Here is a 16,101-nt window from a genome sequence, read left to right as displayed (position 1 = left end):
CGCGTGGTGGGTCGTTCGGTTGCCCGCGTCTTGTTCCCGTTTTTCCCGCACTCCCGTTCCGGCTGGTCACGTGCTATGCATGAGCGGCCGAGATCGGGAGGGGCGATGGTGTGGAGGGCCGTTCGGGTCGGGCTGGCGCTGCTGGGCGTCGTGGTCGCGGGGACGTCCTGTTCCGGTGGCGCGCAGCGGCCCGCGGCGCCGGCGAGTCGGCTCGACGACGTCGTCGCGCGCGGTGAGCTGCGGGTGTGCAGCACCGGCGACTACCGGCCGTTCACCTTCCGCGACGCCGACGGCCGGTGGAGCGGGATCGACGTCGACATGGCGCGGGACATGGCCGCGAAACTCGGGGTGAAGGCGACCTTCGTGCCGACGACGTGGCAGACGCTCGGCGCCGACTTCGCCGCGAAGTGCGACATCGCGGTCGGCGGGGTGTCGGTGACGCTCGACCGGGCCCGGCTCGGCTTCTTCAGCGAGCCGTACGTGGTCGACGGCAAGACGCCGATCACCCGCTGCGCCGACGTCGGGCGGTTCCAGGCGCTGGAGCAGATCGACCGGCCCGGGGTGCGGGTCGTGGTCAACCCCGGCGGCACCAACGAGACGTTCGCGCGGCAGCACCTGAAGCAGGCGACGATCGTCGAGCACCCGGACAACAACACGATCTTCCAGGAGATCGTGGACGGCCGGGCCGACCTGATGATGACCGACGCCACCGAGACCAGGTGGCAGGCCCGGCAGCACCCGCAGCTGTGCCCGGTGCACCCGGACCAGCCGTTCACGTTCGCCGAGAAGGCGTACCTGCTGCCGCGCGGGGACGTGGTGTTCCAGCAGTGGGTGAACCAGTGGCTGCACCTCGCGCTGCACGACGGCACCTACCGCCGCATCGCCGCACCGTGGATCGGCTGACGCCTCACCCGCCGCGCTCGGCCGCCCGCCGGGCCACCAGCCCGAGCTGCATCAACATGGTCATCCGGTCGTAGTAGACCTCGCCGCCGATGACCCGGCCGTGCTGGTCGTAGCGCAGGGTCTCGCAGAACGGCATGTCCATCGGACGGCCGGTGGCCGGGTGGTCGCCGAGCGGACCGTCGTTCTCGCCGCGCCCGTGGAAGTACGCGACCGAGAAGTTCGGGCCCCCGACGTACGAGGCGCCGATCACCCGGGCGTTCGAGAACCCCGCGATCCACTCGCCCAGCCACGCCTTGAACTCGGCGAGCGTGTGCAGGGTGTGCCGGTGCGGATGGTCGATGTAGGCGAATTCCGGCCCCACGTGGTGGTCGATCTCGTCCAGCCGGCGCTCGTTGAACATCTCGTGCAGCGCCCGGTGGGTGTCCTGGTGGTTCATGGGTTCCTCCCGAGGTGACGGGCCCGCCCGACCACGGTTCGATGGTCCACCCCGCGCCGCGCGGCCGTCCAGGGGCCGCGGCGATGTGACGTTGCACCGCGGATCGTCCCCAGCCGGGCCCGGCCGTGCGACGCTGAGGCGCGTAACCATCCACGACTACCCGGGGACCCGCGCGACGGGCTTCGAGGGAAAAGGACGGTCGACGATGACTGCTGCCCACAACCAGCCGGAACAGGCCCCCTACGGCTCCACGCCGGCGAAACGACGGGTGCGCGTCCACCACCTGCAGCAGCTGAAGGAACGCGGTGAGCCGTGGCCGATGCTCACCTCCTACGACATGTACACCGCGCGGATCTTCGACGAGGCCGGGATCCCGGTGCTGCTGGTCGGCGACTCCGCGGCCAACAACGTCTACGGCTACGAGTCCTCACTACCGGTGACCGTGGACGAACTGCTGCCGCTGGTCCGGGCGGTGACCCGGTCCGCCGAGCACGCGCTGGTGGTGGCCGACCTGCCGTTCGGCTCCTACCAGGCGTCGCCGGAGCAGGCGCTGGCGACCGCGACGCGGTTCATGAAGGAAGGGCGGGCGCACGCGGTCAAGCTCGAAGGCGGCCGCCGCTACGCCCCGCAGGTGGAGGCGCTGGTCGCCGCCGGAATCCCGGTCATGGCCCACATCGGCTTCACGCCGCAGAGCGAGCACGGCCTCGGCGGGTACCGGGTCCAGGGGCGCGGCGCGGCCGCCGACGACCTGCTCGCCGACGCGCTCGCTGTGCAGGAGGCCGGGGCGTTCGCGGTGGTGCTGGAAATGGTCTCGGCCGAGGCCGCCAAACGCGTCACCGCCGAGCTGCGCATCCCCACCGTCGGCATCGGCGCCGGTCCGGACTGCGACGCGCAGGTGCTGGTGTGGACCGACATGGCCGGGATGAACACCGGCCGCACGGCCCGGTTCGTCAAGCGCTACGCCGACCTCGGCGGCGCCCTGGCCGACGCCGCGACCCGCTACGCCGCGGACGTGCGCGACAGGGCGTTCCCGGCGGCGGAGCACTCGTTCCACTGACCCGGACACGGCCGGGAGGGCGGCTACCGCGTGCTTCACCAGCGGCGGTAGCCGCCTTCTCGTTCGGTCCCGCCCGAGACACTCTTCAGGCGGGCGGGGTTCCGTCGCCGAACGGGCGTCCGCCCAGTGCCTCCCGGCCGTGCGGGGTGTGCCAGGCCGAGGGGTCAGGGCCGAGCGGGACGATCCCGGTCGGGTTGAGCTGGTGGTGCGTCGCGTAGTAGTGCCGCTTGATGTGGTCGAAGTCGACCGTGTCGCCGAAACCCGGGGTCTGGAACAGGTCGCGGGCGTACGCCCAGAGCACCGGCAGCTCCGACAGCTTCTGCCGGTTGCACTTGAAGTGGCCGTGGTACACGGCGTCGAAGCGCACCAGCGTGGTGAACAGCCGGACGTCCGCCTCGGTGATCGTGTCGCCGACCAGGTAGCGCTGGCCGGCCAGCCGCTCCGACAGCTGGTCCAGGCGGGCGAAGAGCCGTTCGTACGCCTGCTCGTAGGCCCGCTGCGAGGTGGCGAACCCGCACCGGTACACGCCGTTGTTGACGTCGGCGTACACCGCGGCGTTGACCTCGTCGATCTCGTCGCGCAGCCGCTCCGGGTACAACTCCGGTGCCCCTGCGCGGTGGTAGCGGGCCCACTCGGTGGACAGGTCGAGCGTCAGCTGCGGGTAGTCGTTGGTCACCACGCGGCGCTCGGCGACGTCGAGCACCGCCGGAACGGTGTAGCGCCCCTGGAACTCCGGGTCGGCGGCCAGGTACGCCTCGGACAGGAACTCGATGCCCGTCACCGGGTCGCGCCCCTGCGGGTCGAGGGTGAACCGCCAACCGCGCTCGTCGCGGATCGGGTCCACGACGCCCAGCGACAGCACGTCCTCCAGGCCCAGCAGACGCCGCACGATGACCGACCGGTGCGCCCACGGGCACGCCAGGCTCACCACCAGCCGGTACCGGCCGGGCTCGACCGGCCACCCCGAGGAACCGTCGGCGGTGATGCGGTCGGTGAACCGGTTCGGCTGCCGCACCCACTCGCCGCGCCCGGACGTCTCAGCCGCGAACTGCGCCTTCGCCATGCCCCCGAGACTAGGCCCGCCGCACGGGCCCGGTCCCACTCCTCGGGAACCGTAGAGTCCGCGGTATGGATCTGGATCTCTCCGGACGCTGCTACATCGTCACCGGCGCCAGCAAGGGCCTCGGTTTCGCCACCGCGCGCGCCCTGGTCGACGAGGGGGCGAAGGTGGTCGTGTCCTCCTCGTCGGAGGCCAACACCGCCGCCGCGGCCGCCGCGCTCGGCGACAGCGCCAGCGGTCTGGCCGCCGACCTCACCGATCCCGCCACCCCCGCCCGGCTCGTCGCGCACGCCCGCGAGCGGTTCGGCCGCCTCGACGGGCTGTTCGTCAGCCACGGCGGGCCGCCCGCCGGGATGCCCGGCGCGCTGGACGACGACACGCTGCGGCGCGGCCTGGAGATCGCGACCGTGGCGCCGATCCGGATGGCGCGCGAGGTGGCCGCCGAGCTCGGCGACGGCGGGTCGGTCGTGGTGCTCACCTCCACCTCGGGAGCCGAACCGCTGACTGGCCTGGCCAGCTCGAACGTGGCCCGCCCCGCCACGCAGGGGTTCGTCAAGGACCTGGCCAACGAGGTCGGCGCCCGCGGTGTGCGGGTCAACGCGCTGCTGCCCGGCCGGTTCGACACCGAACGCGCCCGCGAACTGGCCCGCGGCAACCCGCAGTCGCAGCGCGACGCCGAGCAGGCCGCGGCGCTGAAGCGGTCCGGTGCGCCCGAGGAACTCGCCGCGGTCGCGGCGTTCCTGCTCTCCCCCAGGGCGTCCTACGTCACCGGGGCCGCGTGGACGGTCGACGGCGGGCGGCGCGCCGAGATGTGATCACCCGGCGCGGCGGGCGAGCACGTCGGCGTGGCAGAGCTCGGGCGCGCACCAGCAGCCGAGGGCGCGCCCGCTCAGCTCGCCCTCGCGGATCCGTTCGAGCAGCGCGGGCTGCTCGTCGAGCCACTGGTCGTAGTGCCGGACCATCGCCTCCCGGTCGGTCTTGGCTTCCTTGACGAACGGGCTGGCGAAGTCCGACTCCGGCCAGGAGTGCCGGGTCCCGGAATGCCCGACGTAGGTCAGCAGTCCCTGCTCCTGCAACCACGGCACCAGGTGCTTGTGCGGGCCGTTCTTGCGGACGTTGACGACCACGGCGTGGCCGTCGAGCAGCGCGTCGGCCCGCTCCCGCTCGTCGTCGCTCCAGCCCCCGGCTTCCTCCGGCAGTTCCTCCACGACGAACCACCTCCCAGACCGCCAGCGTGACCCCGGGGCAGGCCGGATCGCCACTCGCTGCCCGGCACCGCCCAGCGAGGCGATTCCCGCCACCCCGAAGATCACACGTCGGTGATGCGCAGGCCCGCGTGCGCCTTGTACCGGCGGTTGATCGCGATGAGGTTGGCCGTCAACGCCTCGACCTGGTGGGCGTTGCGCAGCCGCCCGCCGTAGATGCCCCGCACGCCGGGGATGACGTCGGCGAGTTCGCGGACCACGTCGGTGGCCTCCCGGTCGTCGCCGAGCACCAGCACGTCGAGGTCCACGTGCGTGACGCCCAGGTCGGCCAGGGTCACCGCCGAGACGTGGTGGAAGGCCGCGGTCACCCGGGAGTCCGGGAGCAGCTGCTCGGCCTGCTGCGCGGCGCTGCCCTCCTCGACCGCCAGCGCGTGCGGCCCCTTCTTGTCGAAGCCCAGCGGGTTCACGCAGTCGATGAAGATCTTGCCCGCCAGTTCCGACCGCAGCGCCGCGAGCGTGTCGGCGTGCCCCTCCCAGGGCAGCGCGGCGAGCACGATGTCCGACGCCGCCGCGCACCCGGCGTTGTCCAGCCCGGTCACGTCGCCACCGGCGATGTCGGCGATCTCCGCGGCCGCCTGCTGCGCGCGCTCGGCCTTGCGCGATCCGATGACGACCTTCAGCCCCGCGTGGGCCCACCTGATCGCCAGCCCGCGGCCCTGCGCGCCGGTGCCACCCAGCACCCCGACCGTCATCTCCCGCACACCAGTCACCACGGCCCCTTCCGTCGACGTACACCGGTGATCTCCACGATCGGCGCACCGCGGCGGATCCGCCACCTCCGGGCGCTGTGGATCAGCTCACGCGACCGCCTCGAACACCACGTCCCGGCTGGTCGGATCGGCCCCCACCAGCCGGACGCGCACCCGTTGGCCCTCGCCGAGCCCGTCGCCCAGGCACCGGGCGATCACCGGCGGGTCGGCGACGAACACCTCGCCCGCCTCGCCGTTGGACGCGCGCAGCACGGTCGCGGGGAACTCCTCCCCGACCCGCTGCGACAGCGACCACGCCTGCGCCTGGGCGATGCAGGCCCGCTCGACCTGCCCGGCGACCCGGTCGGAGCTGCCCATCGCCGAGGGCAGTTCGGCCAGCGCCGCGCGCACCCACGCGGGCACCTCCCGGTCCGCGTTGACGGCCAGGCACACCTCCGCGCTGTACCGGTCGACGAGCCGCCGCAGCGGCGCGGTGACGTGCGCATACGACGCGCCGATCCCCGCGTGCCCGGCCCGCGCGGGCGCCCCGTCGCCGAAAGCGGTGTACCCGGCGCCGCGCAGCAGGCGGGTCGCGGCGACGTGCACCGCCAGCGCCTCGGGCCGCACCGGGTCGAGGTCGGCCAGCGCCGCTGACGGCGGGGTGCCCTCCGGCCAGTCGACGCCGAGCCGGTTCGCCGACCGCCGCAGCCCCGCGACGGTCTCCGGTTCCGGGTCGGGCACCGTGCGCAGCACGCCGACCCCGGCCGCCAGCATCATCTCCGCCGCGCACATGCCGGTGAGCAGCGAGATCTCCGCGTTCCACGCCTCGACGACCAGGCGCGGGCGCAGCACCAACCGCCACCCGCCCGCGCCGTCGGGCTCCACCTGCTGCTCGGGCAACCCGAGCTCGATCGCGCCGCGCCGCACCGCCTGCTCCCGGCGCAACCTCCCGACGACCGGCAACCACTCGATCGACGGGTGCACCCCGCCGAACCGCAGCGAACGCTGCACGCCCTCGTAGTCCAGCTGCGCGACGGAGCGCACCAGCGCGCGGCGCACGTCCACGCGCACCGGAAGTCCGTCGCCGTCCAGGTCGATCGTCCAGAGCACCGCGGCGCGCACCTGGTGCGGCAGCAGGCTGGCGGCGTCCTCGGACAGCCGCGTGGGGTGCAGCGGCACGTTGCCGTCCGGCAGGTACAGGGTCTGGCCGCGGCGGCGCACCTCGGTGTCCAGCGCCCCGCCCGGGGCGACGTAGGCCGCCACGTCGGCGATCGCGTAGTGCACGCGGAACCCGCGACCGTCGCGCCGGCGCACCAGCACCGCCTGGTCGAGGTCCTTGGCACCGGATGGGTCGACCGTGACCAGCGGCAGGTCGGTGGCGTCGACCCGTGACCCGGCCGCCAGCGGCTGGGCGACGGTCTGCTCGGCCTCGGCCAAGGCGGTGGTCGGGTAGTCGGCGGGCAGCCCCAGTTCGGCGCGCACCGCCGAGAAGTCCAGCCCGGGCCTTCCCGCCAACAGCGGTCCGGGCGGGTCGGCGCCGATCCCGTCGGCGGCGGCAACTCCGGTGCCACCGGGTGGGACCCGCGCCGCCGCCATGACGATCAGCGCCCCTCGTTCCAGCGCCTGTCGGCCTCGTCGGCGGCCTCGTTGCGCTCCCGGGCTATCTCCAGCGCCCGGGCCGCCGTCTCCTCGTCCGCGTACGGCCCCAAGCGGTCGGCCGCCCGGCACCCGGCCTTCGGCTCGACCTGCTGATGCTTCAGGCAGAAGTACCAACGTCCACGGGCCATACCCCGAGCCTCGCACGCTCGCCCACGTCTGTCACGCCTCAGGACGGGCGGTTCAGCCGGGGCTCACCAGCGCGCCGGCGGGGGCGGTGCGGGGGTGGCCTGGTCGGCCTGGCGCGGGATCGGATCCAGGCAGGACACCAGCACCCGGTGCGTCTCCGGGTCGTCGATGCGCCGGCCGTCCCGCATCCGGTACTCCAGTTCGCCGTCGTCGCCGACCTCCACGGTGCACCCGACCTCGGCGAGCTGGTCGTCGTCGAGGTCGACCAGCCGCTCGTAGCGGGACGGCACCACCCGGTACACCGGCCACTGCAGGTGGCCGAACGCCTGGTGGAACTCGGCCAGCAGGTTGCGCATCTGCTGCTGCCACGGCAGCGGCATCGCCTCCGCCAGCGACCGCGGCAGCACCGCGTACCCGCGGTCCACGCCGAGGCGAGCCCGGGAGAGGTAGTCGCCGAGCGGCGTGCTGGACGCGGGCGGACCGGAGTACCGCGGGATCGGGTCTGGCGTGAACATGATCAACCCCTCCGGAGATCAGCGAGCGCCGCCATTGTTACCGCTGGCCGCCGACCGCCGGTACCCCACCGGCGGCCTGCACCTTGTCGGGAACCGGCCGCACCGCGGTCGGCAGCAGTTCACCGCCGTCCCAGAGCTTGGTGATCTCCACCGACTCGCCGGGCTGCGGCGCCTGCACGATCTGGTTGTCGCCGAGGTACATCGCCACGTGGTGGATGCTGCCGGGATCCCGATTGGCCCCCCAGAACACCAGGTCACCGGGCTGCGCCTGGGACAGCGGCACGTGAACCCCGCCCTGCTGGTACTGGGTCTGCGAGTACTTGGGGATCTCCACCCCGGCCGCGCGCCACGCCTGCTGCACCAGGCCCGAGCAGTCGAAGGCGTCCGGACCCGCCGCGCCCCAGATGTAGGGGGCGCCCTGCTTGCTGGTGGCGTACTTGATCGCCTGGTCCGCCAACGCCCCCGAGCTGGGCAGGTCGTCGCAGGCGGTGATGCCCGGGACATCGCCCTGCACGCTCACCAGGTGCGCCGCCAGCGGTTCCCACTGGTGGTAGCGCATCGGGAACGCCGAACGCTCGACCTGCTGCGCCGCGGAGCCGGGTCGCATGTCCTCCCACCCGGACACCTGGAGCAGCCGGTCGTAGAACTTGTTGATCTGGTAGTCGACGTCGGTGACCTGCTGGACCGTGCCCCAGCCCATGGAGGGCCGCATCTGGAAGATGCCCAGCGAGTCCCGGTCCCCGCGGAACAGGTTCGCCAGGTTCGACTCGGTCTTGCCCGCCTGGATGGCGATCTGCCACGCCCGCGGCGGCAGGTTGCGCTGCTTGCCGATCTCGATGATGCGCTTGGCGATCCCCACCGACTCGGGGGTGAGCTGGGAGGCGTCGCTCTCGCCGCGCTGCGCGCCGTCCCCCCACGGGCCGAGGTCGGTCGCGCAGTCCGACCAACTCGGACGTCCCGCCCCGCCACCGACGAGCAGGGCGGTCAGGGCGCCGACCCCGAACAGACCTGCGAAACCCGCGAGCACGACGAACGCCACCACGAGTTTGCGCATGTCAACCTTCCTTGTCGTACATGGCCACCCGCCACCCGGCGGGCGTCCTGTTGACCCGCACGATCAGCTGCCCCAGGTCGGTGGGCAGCCGGACGTCCATCGACGTCGCGGTGGAGCGCAGCGGCGTCGGAGGACCGGTGACCGCCCCCGCCGAGTTGGCCGGGTCCACGGTGGCCATCTCGGCGAAGAACTCGTCGGTGACGAACGGGCGCAGCCCGTTCAGCCACTGCTGCTTGGAGGTGCCGGGCGGTGGGGTGACCCACCGCTGCGCCCACGCGGTCACCTCCGCCAGCCCGGCCGGGTCCGGCGGGACCGGCGGCGGGGTGGTGTCGGGGACCGAGATGGTGGGCGGCGACTTGGCCGGGCTGGGCCGGGCCTCGGCCGGGTACCGGGTGGTCGTGTGGCCGCGGGTGGCGGCCAACTGCTTGTTCGGCGGCGGGTCGGGCAGCAGGAACCCGATCGCCGTGGCGAGCACGGCCAGCACCACGACGGCGCCGGCCAGGTGCTTCGGCGAACGCAACGGCCAACCCCACAGCCTGCGGTACACCGCGGCCCGGCCGCGGTGCGTCCGGATCGGCATCAGCTACCCCCTCGACGCTCAGCCATCGGCCACCTCCAGGCCCCGCGACGGGCGGTACACCACGTGCACCGGGCGCCCGGCCACGACCTCCATGTCCGCCCGGCGCGGTTCGTGCTGCTCCGGCGGCGCGGTCGCGCCGACGGGCGCGTCCACCCGGTGCTCGGCGGCCCGGGACGGGATCAGCACCGGGTCCTCGTCGACGCCGTCCCAGGTGGCCTCCGCGACCGGGCTGGTGTTCACCACCCGGCTCGTGGACCGCCCCTCCGGCAGCGCCTGGACACCGCCGGGGCGCCGCTCCGCGCTGGCCGGCAGCACCGCCGGGCCACCGCCCGGGGCGGCCACCTCGGGCGCGTCGCGGTCGAGCCGCTGCGCGCTCGCCGCGACCGACGGGTGCTGCGCCTCCGGCCGGCTGCGCCGCCGCCCGCGCTGCGGGGTGAGGTACTCCTCCTCGGAGTCGGTGCCGCGCACCTGGTCCCAGAAACCGTCGTCGCCGCTCACGGCGTCCGGGCGCGGCCGACCGCGGAACCGGGAGAACACGCTCGGCGGCACGCGGGGCACCGCGCTGCCGAAGCCGCCGACGGACAGCTCGATCATCTGGCCCATCCGGCGCACCGGCTTGCCGACCATCAGGAACACGATCGTCACCAGACCGGCCATCATGATCTGGGTGAGCGGCGAGAAGCCGTGGGCCGGGTCGAAGATCCAGGTCAGGATCAGCGTGTGCAGCCCGGCCATCGCCGAGATCAGCGCCACGTTGAGCACCGCGGCACCCGCGATGCGGCCGACGGTGCGCAGGATCTGGTGGTACAGCAGGGCGACGAGGCCGATCAGCGGCCCGGCCAGGATCAGCACCCGCAACAGCACCTGGGCGAGCAGGATCGCGGCCTTGGCGAGCAGCTGGAACGTCGCGTACGCCAGGCCCTGGACCAGGGCGAGCGTTCCGGCGCCGACCCGACTGCCGTCGACGCCCTGGAAGTAGCCGTAGGCGCTGCCGGAGCGCGCCGCGACGTCGCGGTACTGCTGCTTCTTGGGCTCGGGTGAGCCGTTGTCCATGCCCTGGTTGGCCTCGACCTTCGTCCACGCCTGGGCGCGGAGCAGCTCCCGGCCGAGTTCCTTGGCCTGCGGTGAATCGGGCGAGCCGAACTCGCCGCGCAGCCAGTTGCGGTAGATGACCTGGTCGTGCAGCAGGGTCGGCAGCGAGTTCGTCTCGTCGACGCCGACCTCCTTGAGGAAACCGGCCTGCACCGCGGACGTCCCCTTGATGACCACGTCGTCCAGGGCGTGCGTGTAGACCAGCGGCGTCAGGTAGGTGGCCGCGGCGAACCACAACCCGGCCAGCGCCCACATGCCCTTCTTGCCGATGGTGGCCAGGTCGCCCTGCCAGATGTAGCGGAACAGCACGACCGCGAGCACCAGCGCGACCAGGCCGAACCACGGGGCGAACACGCTGTCGTACATCGCGACCGTGCCGGTGGCGATCACGTCGTCCAGCGGCTTCATCAGGTCGCGCTTGAGCAGCGCGTAGTGCAGCCCGTTGGTGGCGCCGACGACGTTCTTGGCGATGTTGAAGACCTCGTTGCCGAGCCAGGTGTCGACCAGCGCGTTCGGGTTGGTGACGCCCTGCGGCCCGCAGCCCAGGTCGTAGGTGTGCCACACCAGCCCGGCGTAGCCGACCTCGTCGTAGGCGCTGCCCGGATCCCCGTTGCCCAGCGGAGTGGGGTCGACGGCACCGACCATGCCCGAACCCGGGCGTTCCGGGTTCGGCGCCTGCTTGCAGTCGGAGTCCTGCGCCCAGGCCGGCGCGCCGACGAGCGCCTGGACCGCGAGCAGGCCGACGACGACGCCGAGCGCGCCGCGCCGGGAGCGGTTGGGCCGCGCTCCGGCCCGGCGGCGCCGCCGGATCACGACGAGGAGGACCGCGGCGAGCCCGGCCGCGAACACCGCGCCGCTCACCGCGCGTCGTCCCCACCTCGCTCGCCCGGCCGGCGGGTCGAGCGGTCGTCGTCGTCGCCGTATCCGATGCCGACGGTTTCGAGCTCGAACTCGTCGAACGAGTCGAGGTCCTCGGGGTAGTCGTCGGCGGGCGGCAGGCCGGGGGCGCTGGTGTCGGAGTTCGCGCCCTCCTCGGCCGAGCGGAGCGCGCGCCGTTCGACGTCCTCCTCGGCGGCGGCCGGGGTGGTGTCCAGCGCGGTCCGCAGGTGTTCCAGGTGCGGACCGGAGAAGTCGATGCGGATCTTCTCCACACCGCCGGCGCCGTCGCCGAAGATGAACTGGCGGGGCGAGCGGTCCCGCTCGGTGGCGTTGCGCGCCGGTCCCGGACGCCGTCCCAGCGCCGCCACCACCTGCTCGTACCCGGCGCCGACCGGCACCTTGAGCAACCGCAGCGCGTCGGCCTGGGCGTCCTCGTCGTCGAGCCGGCCGACGAACACCGAGTCCAGCAGCGACACGAAGCCCTGGATGCGCAGGAAGTCCGCGGGGATCTGGCTGGACAGCAGCACGCGCACGTTCCACTTGCGGGAGTCGCGGGCGAACCGGTTCATCAGCACCCGGCCGGTCGGCACCTCGGAGAGGAAGAACGCCTCGTCGATCCAGACGCCCTTGCGCTCGTTCTTGGGCCGTTCGTAGATGGACCGCTGGGTCAGCCACGCGGCGAGGTTGAGCATCTCGACGCCGAGCGCTTCGGCGTCGGTCCAGTGCTCCCGGCCGACACCGTCCTTGGGCAGCGTCAGCCCGGCCATGGTGAGCACGGTGAGCCGGTCCTCGCGGCCTTCGGAGTACGGGTCGGCGTCGGCTTCCGGGATCAGCAGCGACATGCGTTCCCGGATCTCGTCGAGGAAGTCGGCGACGACCACGGCGTGCTCGTGGTGCTCGCTGGCGTCGCGGCGCAACGCCTCGAAGACCATGCCCGGGTGCGCGTCCGGCCGGCCGCCGACCGCGCGGACCGCGCGCAGCAGCACGATCCGGGTCTGCGGCAGCCGCGCCACCTCGTAGGGCAGCAGGCCGGTGAGCACGTCGAGCACCAGGCGCCGCCGGGTCGCGGCGGCCAGCGCGCGTTCCCGGCGCCAGCTGCGCTCGGGGTCGTCCTCGTCGACGAAGTGCTCCAGTTCGGGTTCGGCGACGACCCGGTACGGGTTGAGGATGCCCGGTTGGGCGTTGAGCAGGTTGATCGGCCGCGCGTAGGGCCGCAGCTCGGGGAGGTTGCACAGCTCGGCCAGCGGACCGGACGGGTCGAGCAGCGTCCAGTGCGCCCCGGAGCGCAGCGTCTTGTAGACGATTCCGCCGCCGAGGAAGGACTTCCCGCCGCCGAGTCCGGCGACCATCGCGGTCAGCCCCGAGGCGTCGCGGACCTCCTGCGCCATCCACGGGTCCCAGGCCACCGGGCGCCGGGTCGCGGTGCAGGTCTCGCCGAGCAGGATGCCGCGCCGGTCACCGACCTCCGCGGTGGCCTGCGGCACCGCCGACGCCGCCCACACCACCGAGCCGCGGCGCAGGTAGGCGCCGTTGGCCAGCGGCTCGCCGGGGATGAACTCGCGGGCCATCGCGTACTGGGCCTCGGGGTGCTCGATGGCGACCTTCGGCTTGTACAGGTCGAGGATCTGCTGCGCCAACCGCAGCGCGTCGCGTTCGGTCGGGCCGGACACCGCCATCCGCCACCACGACTTGACCCGGGTGGCCAGCGCGGTGAAGCCGGTGGTCATCTCGTCGTCGATCTCCAGCACCCGGCTCGCCTGCCGGGCCAGCGACGTCGGCGGCTCCAGGCCGTGCTCCTCGGTGTAGTGCCGCACCTGGGAGCGCACCTTGTTCATCTGCCGCTGCAGCTCGCCGCCGACGTCCTCCGGGCGCCGCACGTAGATCCGCGCCGACCACTCCACGGGCGCGGCGAGCCGGTCGGAGTGCTGCATCCACGGGTCGTCGATCTCCGGGATCTGCAGGCCGTGGGTCTGGCCGACGGTGAGCACCGCGACGTGCCGGGTGACCCCGGCGTTGGAGCCGGTGCGGCCGCGGACGGTCACGGTCGGCGCGTACGGCTCCTGGTGCATGTCGGAGGCGTCGGTGAACGACGCGAGGTCCTCGGGCTCCCACGGCGCGCCGGGCACCGCGGGCAGGTTGCGGGGCGCGGGCAGGCCCAGCGAGCACGAGCGGTGCATCAGCCAGGAGACCTCCTCGGCGGTGACCGGACGTCCGTCCAGCCCGGCCGAGCCGATCACCTGGTCCAGGTGCTCGATCTCGCTGTCCAGCGCGAGGAGTTCGGCGTCGACGGCCTCCGGGAAGACGCGGCGCAGCAGCGGCGCGGCGCGCTCCACCGCGCGGTCCACGACGTTGCGGGTCTGCACCTGGACGCCGAGGTAGACCTCCTTCTCGGCCATGGAGCGGCCCATCAGCTGCTGCTGCTCGCCGACCATGTAGTCGTCGAAGGACAGCGCGCCGGGCGAGTCCGGCAGCGGATTGCGCGAGTTGTGCACGTGCGCCTCGGCCCACATGCGGATCGGGTACGGCCGGGTGGTGACGCGCAGGTGCAGCCAGCGGCCCTGGAGTTCGGCGTACTGCCCGGCGATCGCGGCGATGAGGTCCTGGCGCTGCGAGTCGGAGCGGAACGACCAGCGCTGCGGGGAGAGCCGGTACCAGGCGAACACGTCCTGCCCGGTGCGCAGCAGGTGCCCGTCGATGGTGCGGGCCGCGATCGACGGGGTGTACGACGGGATCGACTGCTCGTCGCCGAGCCCGCGGCCGCGCTTGCCCTTGGGAGCGCGGGCCTTTCCGCTGGAGCCGCGGGATTGGGGGACCTGGTGCGTGTTGCGCTCACGGCCTCGCCGGCGACCGAACACCGCGAACCTCCTTGCTACGCGCGCGCCTGCTGGGAGCCTTGCCGCGACCGGTCGACCGCTCGGGCCGAGCGGTGCGCCGCGGTTGCTGCTTCTGCTGCTGGGTACGACCCCGCTGGGGTTTGCGCGGGCGGGGCCGTTCCCCCCTCACCCTGATCCGTGCCGCACTCGCGGCTCCTCCCGTTCCGGACGTCGTCTCGCGGGGTGCGGTGAGTTCCCGCAGCCACATCACCATTACCGCACCCAGGGGACGTTCATGGCTGATCCGCGAGCAGATGAGCCGGGTGATCACGATCGTGATGACCACGGCCCACGCGGTGGAGAAGAAGTCGAAGCCGATGTTCATCCGGCGCTCGACGGCGAGCACCAGGATGAACACCACGATTCCCACGCCCCAGGCCACGTACCGGGCGCGCCACGGGAACGTCGCCTTCGGCGGGCCGAGCCAGACGGCGTCGACCCGGTAGATCTCGTCGTCGGTTCGGATCCGCACTGGCGATCACCCGCTGGTGCTGAAAAGACCGGCGATGAACGTGCCGATGTCGACACCGGCGCCGGTCACGGCCAACCCGATGATCGCGAGCGCGACGAAGACACCGCCGACGCGGCGCATCACGCCGGCGTTGTCGCCCTTGCCGCCGCCCAGCCACAGCAGCAGGATCGCCACGGTGAGCAGCAGCAGCGGCAGCAGGTTGTTGAGGATCCAGCCGCGGATGCCATCGGTTCCCAGCTGTGTCTGCTGCGCCATCACGTGCAGGTCTGCCAGTGTGTCCAGTGGCATGGCGGTCATCTCTGTACCCCTGAGTGCGCGGAGTGTCGTCGGGTCGGTGCTTCAGCGCGCCGGGTGTGATCCGGCACGCAGGTACGAGTAGAACATGTCATGGTCACCAGAAGTAGTGGTTGCGAGTTCGGGTGTGGCGAGTGCACCGCGCCGGGGCGCACGGCGGTCACGCGATGAATAGGCCGAACGGGCTTGCCTCTTTCGGCGCAGCACCGCCGTTTCGGCGCTCACCTGGCCGGTTCCGGGCCGGAATCTCGTGGCTGTTCACCCGCTTGCGAGCCCCTTCGTAACGCACCGTGCATGAGGCGGCCGGTCAGTGGATTTCCGCACATCGCGCCATGATGCACCCGTCCGGATCACGCGAGTGTGACATCGCGGAACCGGGCCCCTCCGCTAGGTGATCTTGCCGCGCCCTCAGAGTAGCGGGCACGCACCGCGAGGTCCCGCCCAGGGCGGCGGAACTCGCCCGAATATCGGAACAACCGGAGGATTCCCCGAAACAAACCACCATTGTGGACGCAACGAACCCACGATGTGGGACGGGCGCGAGGAAACCACCCCTTCCCCACCGACCGACCGCCGCGGGTTCTCCGATGGGCACAGCGGCGCGCAGCGCCTCCGTGGGGGGTGGTCGGGCGACGGGCGGGCCGCTGAGGTTCCGCCACCGGCACCGCCACGCACAACGAGTTCAAAGACAGGCTCTGTGACTGAGGTTCCCGCCGAGGAAGGCGACCACCTCAAAAGAGACAGCGGAAGGAGTCGGCCTGTAAGCCGGATTCTGTTCCCGGGAGCCTCACGGCTACCCGTTCGGCGGCCATCCATCTCGGCCTGCCGTCGCCGGCAGGCTCCAGCGGCCTACCCGCGGACCTCGGGCGGGCCACCCTCGAACGTCCGCGCAGACGCCGTGCCGGCGTCCTCTTGGCCTTGCTCCGGGTGGGGTTTACCGAGCCACCCCGGTCACCCGGGGTGCTGGTGGTCTCTTACACCACCGTTTCACCCTTACCCGGCGGACGGCACGTCCACCGGGCGGTCTGTTTTCTGTGGCACTCTCCCGCGGGTCGCCCCGGGTTGCCGTTGGCAACCACCCTGCCCTGTGGAGTCCGGACTTTCCTCGACGGGACACTGCCCGACGCGACCGCCCGGCCGACTCCTC

At 72.6% G+C, this 16,101-nt stretch carries 16 protein-coding genes and 1 other RNA gene; 3 read left to right on the top strand and 14 right to left on the bottom strand.

The genetic code is table 11. The features are described 5' to 3' along the window. Nucleotides 1-105: 105 nt before the first annotated feature. A complete protein-coding gene (locus NV263_RS06945; protein WP_263251733.1) occupies nt 106-903 on the top strand; it encodes a transporter substrate-binding domain-containing protein in 798 nt (265 codons plus the stop codon). A gap of 4 nt (nt 904-907) precedes the next feature. Here NV263_RS06945 and NV263_RS06940 read toward each other — a convergent pair whose 3' ends face one another. Further along, nucleotides 908-1,339: an ester cyclase gene (locus tag NV263_RS06940; protein WP_263251732.1), complete on the bottom strand. Its 432-nt coding sequence runs from the start codon at nt 1,337-1,339 to the stop codon at nt 908-910. Nucleotides 1,340-1,544: 205 nt separating this feature from the next. Between NV263_RS06940 and panB the strand changes: the two genes are divergently transcribed. After that, nucleotides 1,545-2,396: a 3-methyl-2-oxobutanoate hydroxymethyltransferase gene (panB, locus tag NV263_RS06935; protein WP_263251731.1), complete on the top strand. Its 852-nt coding sequence runs from the start codon at nt 1,545-1,547 to the stop codon at nt 2,394-2,396. 85 nt (nt 2,397-2,481) lie between these two features. Here panB and NV263_RS06930 read toward each other — a convergent pair whose 3' ends face one another. Next, on the bottom strand, nt 2,482-3,459 hold the full coding sequence (locus NV263_RS06930; protein ID WP_263251730.1) for a glutathione S-transferase family protein: 978 nt from the start codon (nt 3,457-3,459) through the stop codon (nt 2,482-2,484). 65 nt (nt 3,460-3,524) lie between these two features. Between NV263_RS06930 and NV263_RS06925 the strand changes: the two genes are divergently transcribed. Further along, nucleotides 3,525-4,271, top strand: a complete 747-nt coding sequence (locus NV263_RS06925; protein WP_263251729.1) for an SDR family NAD(P)-dependent oxidoreductase — start codon at nt 3,525-3,527, stop codon at nt 4,269-4,271. On the opposite strand, the gene NV263_RS06920 is transcribed toward NV263_RS06925, so the two are convergent. The 12 genes from NV263_RS06920 to rnpB form a co-directional block, all read right to left on the bottom strand. Continuing rightward, the gene (locus NV263_RS06920) at nt 4,272-4,664 is read right to left on the bottom strand and encodes a DUF4326 domain-containing protein (RefSeq protein ID WP_263251728.1); all 393 of its coding nucleotides are present in this window, start codon (nt 4,662-4,664) and stop codon (nt 4,272-4,274) included. 101 nt (nt 4,665-4,765) lie between these two features. Beyond that, on the bottom strand, nt 4,766-5,431 hold the full coding sequence (gene npdG, locus NV263_RS06915) for an NADPH-dependent F420 reductase (protein ID WP_263254092.1): 666 nt from the start codon (nt 5,429-5,431) through the stop codon (nt 4,766-4,768). Nucleotides 5,432-5,518: 87 nt separating this feature from the next. Then, entirely contained in the window at nt 5,519-7,006 is a 1,488-nt protein-coding gene (locus NV263_RS06910) for an RNB domain-containing ribonuclease (protein ID WP_263251727.1), read from the bottom strand. 5 nt (nt 7,007-7,011) lie between these two features. After that, a complete protein-coding gene (locus NV263_RS06905) occupies nt 7,012-7,197 on the bottom strand; it encodes a hypothetical protein (protein ID WP_263251726.1) in 186 nt (61 codons plus the stop codon). Between the two features lie 63 nt (nt 7,198-7,260). Next, nucleotides 7,261-7,710, bottom strand: a complete 450-nt coding sequence (locus NV263_RS06900) for a hypothetical protein (protein WP_263251725.1) — start codon at nt 7,708-7,710, stop codon at nt 7,261-7,263. 37 nt (nt 7,711-7,747) lie between these two features. Next, a complete protein-coding gene (locus NV263_RS06895; protein ID WP_263251724.1) occupies nt 7,748-8,764 on the bottom strand; it encodes a C40 family peptidase in 1,017 nt (338 codons plus the stop codon). A gap of 1 nt (nt 8,765) precedes the next feature. Next, entirely contained in the window at nt 8,766-9,344 is a 579-nt protein-coding gene (locus tag NV263_RS06890; RefSeq protein WP_263251723.1) for a hypothetical protein, read from the bottom strand. 18 nt (nt 9,345-9,362) lie between these two features. Further along, the gene (locus NV263_RS06885; RefSeq protein WP_263251722.1) at nt 9,363-11,297 is read right to left on the bottom strand and encodes a hypothetical protein; all 1,935 of its coding nucleotides are present in this window, start codon (nt 11,295-11,297) and stop codon (nt 9,363-9,365) included. Beyond that, complete coding sequence (locus tag NV263_RS06880; RefSeq protein WP_263251721.1) at nt 11,294-14,170, bottom strand: ATP-binding protein; 2,877 nt, start codon at nt 14,168-14,170, stop codon at nt 11,294-11,296. The genes NV263_RS06885 and NV263_RS06880 overlap by 4 nt, the downstream gene beginning before the upstream one ends. Then, nucleotides 14,145-14,660 carry a hypothetical protein gene (locus tag NV263_RS06875; protein WP_263251720.1) on the bottom strand — a complete coding sequence of 172 codons (516 nt, stop codon included), beginning with the start codon at nt 14,658-14,660 and terminating at the stop codon, nt 14,145-14,147. Before NV263_RS06875 ends, NV263_RS06880 begins: the two co-directional genes overlap by 26 nt. A 6-nt stretch (nt 14,661-14,666) precedes the next feature. Further along, nucleotides 14,667-14,957, bottom strand: a complete 291-nt coding sequence (locus tag NV263_RS06870) for a hypothetical protein (protein WP_263251719.1) — start codon at nt 14,955-14,957, stop codon at nt 14,667-14,669. A 742-nt stretch (nt 14,958-15,699) separates the two neighbouring features. After that, nucleotides 15,700-16,099, bottom strand: an RNA gene (gene rnpB / locus NV263_RS06865) — RNase P RNA component class A. Nucleotides 16,100-16,101: the final 2 nt, after the last annotated feature.

The organism is Saccharopolyspora rosea, from assembly GCF_025643595.1.
Classification (GTDB): Bacteria; Actinomycetota; Actinomycetes; order Mycobacteriales; family Pseudonocardiaceae; genus Saccharopolyspora; species Saccharopolyspora rosea.
Note: the sequence above shows the minus strand (reverse complement) of the source record. Positions and strands in the feature narration are given on the sequence as shown.

What these genes read in the sequence shown, in the direction of transcription:
- NV263_RS06945 (WP_263251733.1), top strand. Translation starts at nt 106, where the DNA reads ATGGTGTGGAGGGCCGTTCGGGTCGGGCTGGCGCTGCTGGGCGTCGTG.
- NV263_RS06940 (WP_263251732.1), bottom strand. Translation starts at nt 1,339, where the DNA reads ATGAACCACCAGGACACCCACCGGGCGCTGCACGAGATGTTCAACGAG.
- panB (WP_263251731.1), top strand. Translation starts at nt 1,545, where the DNA reads ATGACTGCTGCCCACAACCAGCCGGAACAGGCCCCCTACGGCTCCACG.
- NV263_RS06930 (WP_263251730.1), bottom strand. Translation starts at nt 3,459, where the DNA reads ATGGCGAAGGCGCAGTTCGCGGCTGAGACGTCCGGGCGCGGCGAGTGG.
- NV263_RS06925 (WP_263251729.1), top strand. Translation starts at nt 3,525, where the DNA reads ATGGATCTGGATCTCTCCGGACGCTGCTACATCGTCACCGGCGCCAGC.
- NV263_RS06910 (WP_263251727.1), bottom strand. Translation starts at nt 7,006, where the DNA reads ATGGCGGCGGCGCGGGTCCCACCCGGTGGCACCGGAGTTGCCGCCGCC.
- NV263_RS06905 (WP_263251726.1), bottom strand. Translation starts at nt 7,197, where the DNA reads ATGGCCCGTGGACGTTGGTACTTCTGCCTGAAGCATCAGCAGGTCGAG.
- NV263_RS06900 (WP_263251725.1), bottom strand. Translation starts at nt 7,710, where the DNA reads ATGTTCACGCCAGACCCGATCCCGCGGTACTCCGGTCCGCCCGCGTCC.
- NV263_RS06895 (WP_263251724.1), bottom strand. Translation starts at nt 8,764, where the DNA reads ATGCGCAAACTCGTGGTGGCGTTCGTCGTGCTCGCGGGTTTCGCAGGT.
- NV263_RS06890 (WP_263251723.1), bottom strand. Translation starts at nt 9,344, where the DNA reads ATGCCGATCCGGACGCACCGCGGCCGGGCCGCGGTGTACCGCAGGCTG.
- NV263_RS06870 (WP_263251719.1), bottom strand. Translation starts at nt 14,957, where the DNA reads ATGACCGCCATGCCACTGGACACACTGGCAGACCTGCACGTGATGGCG.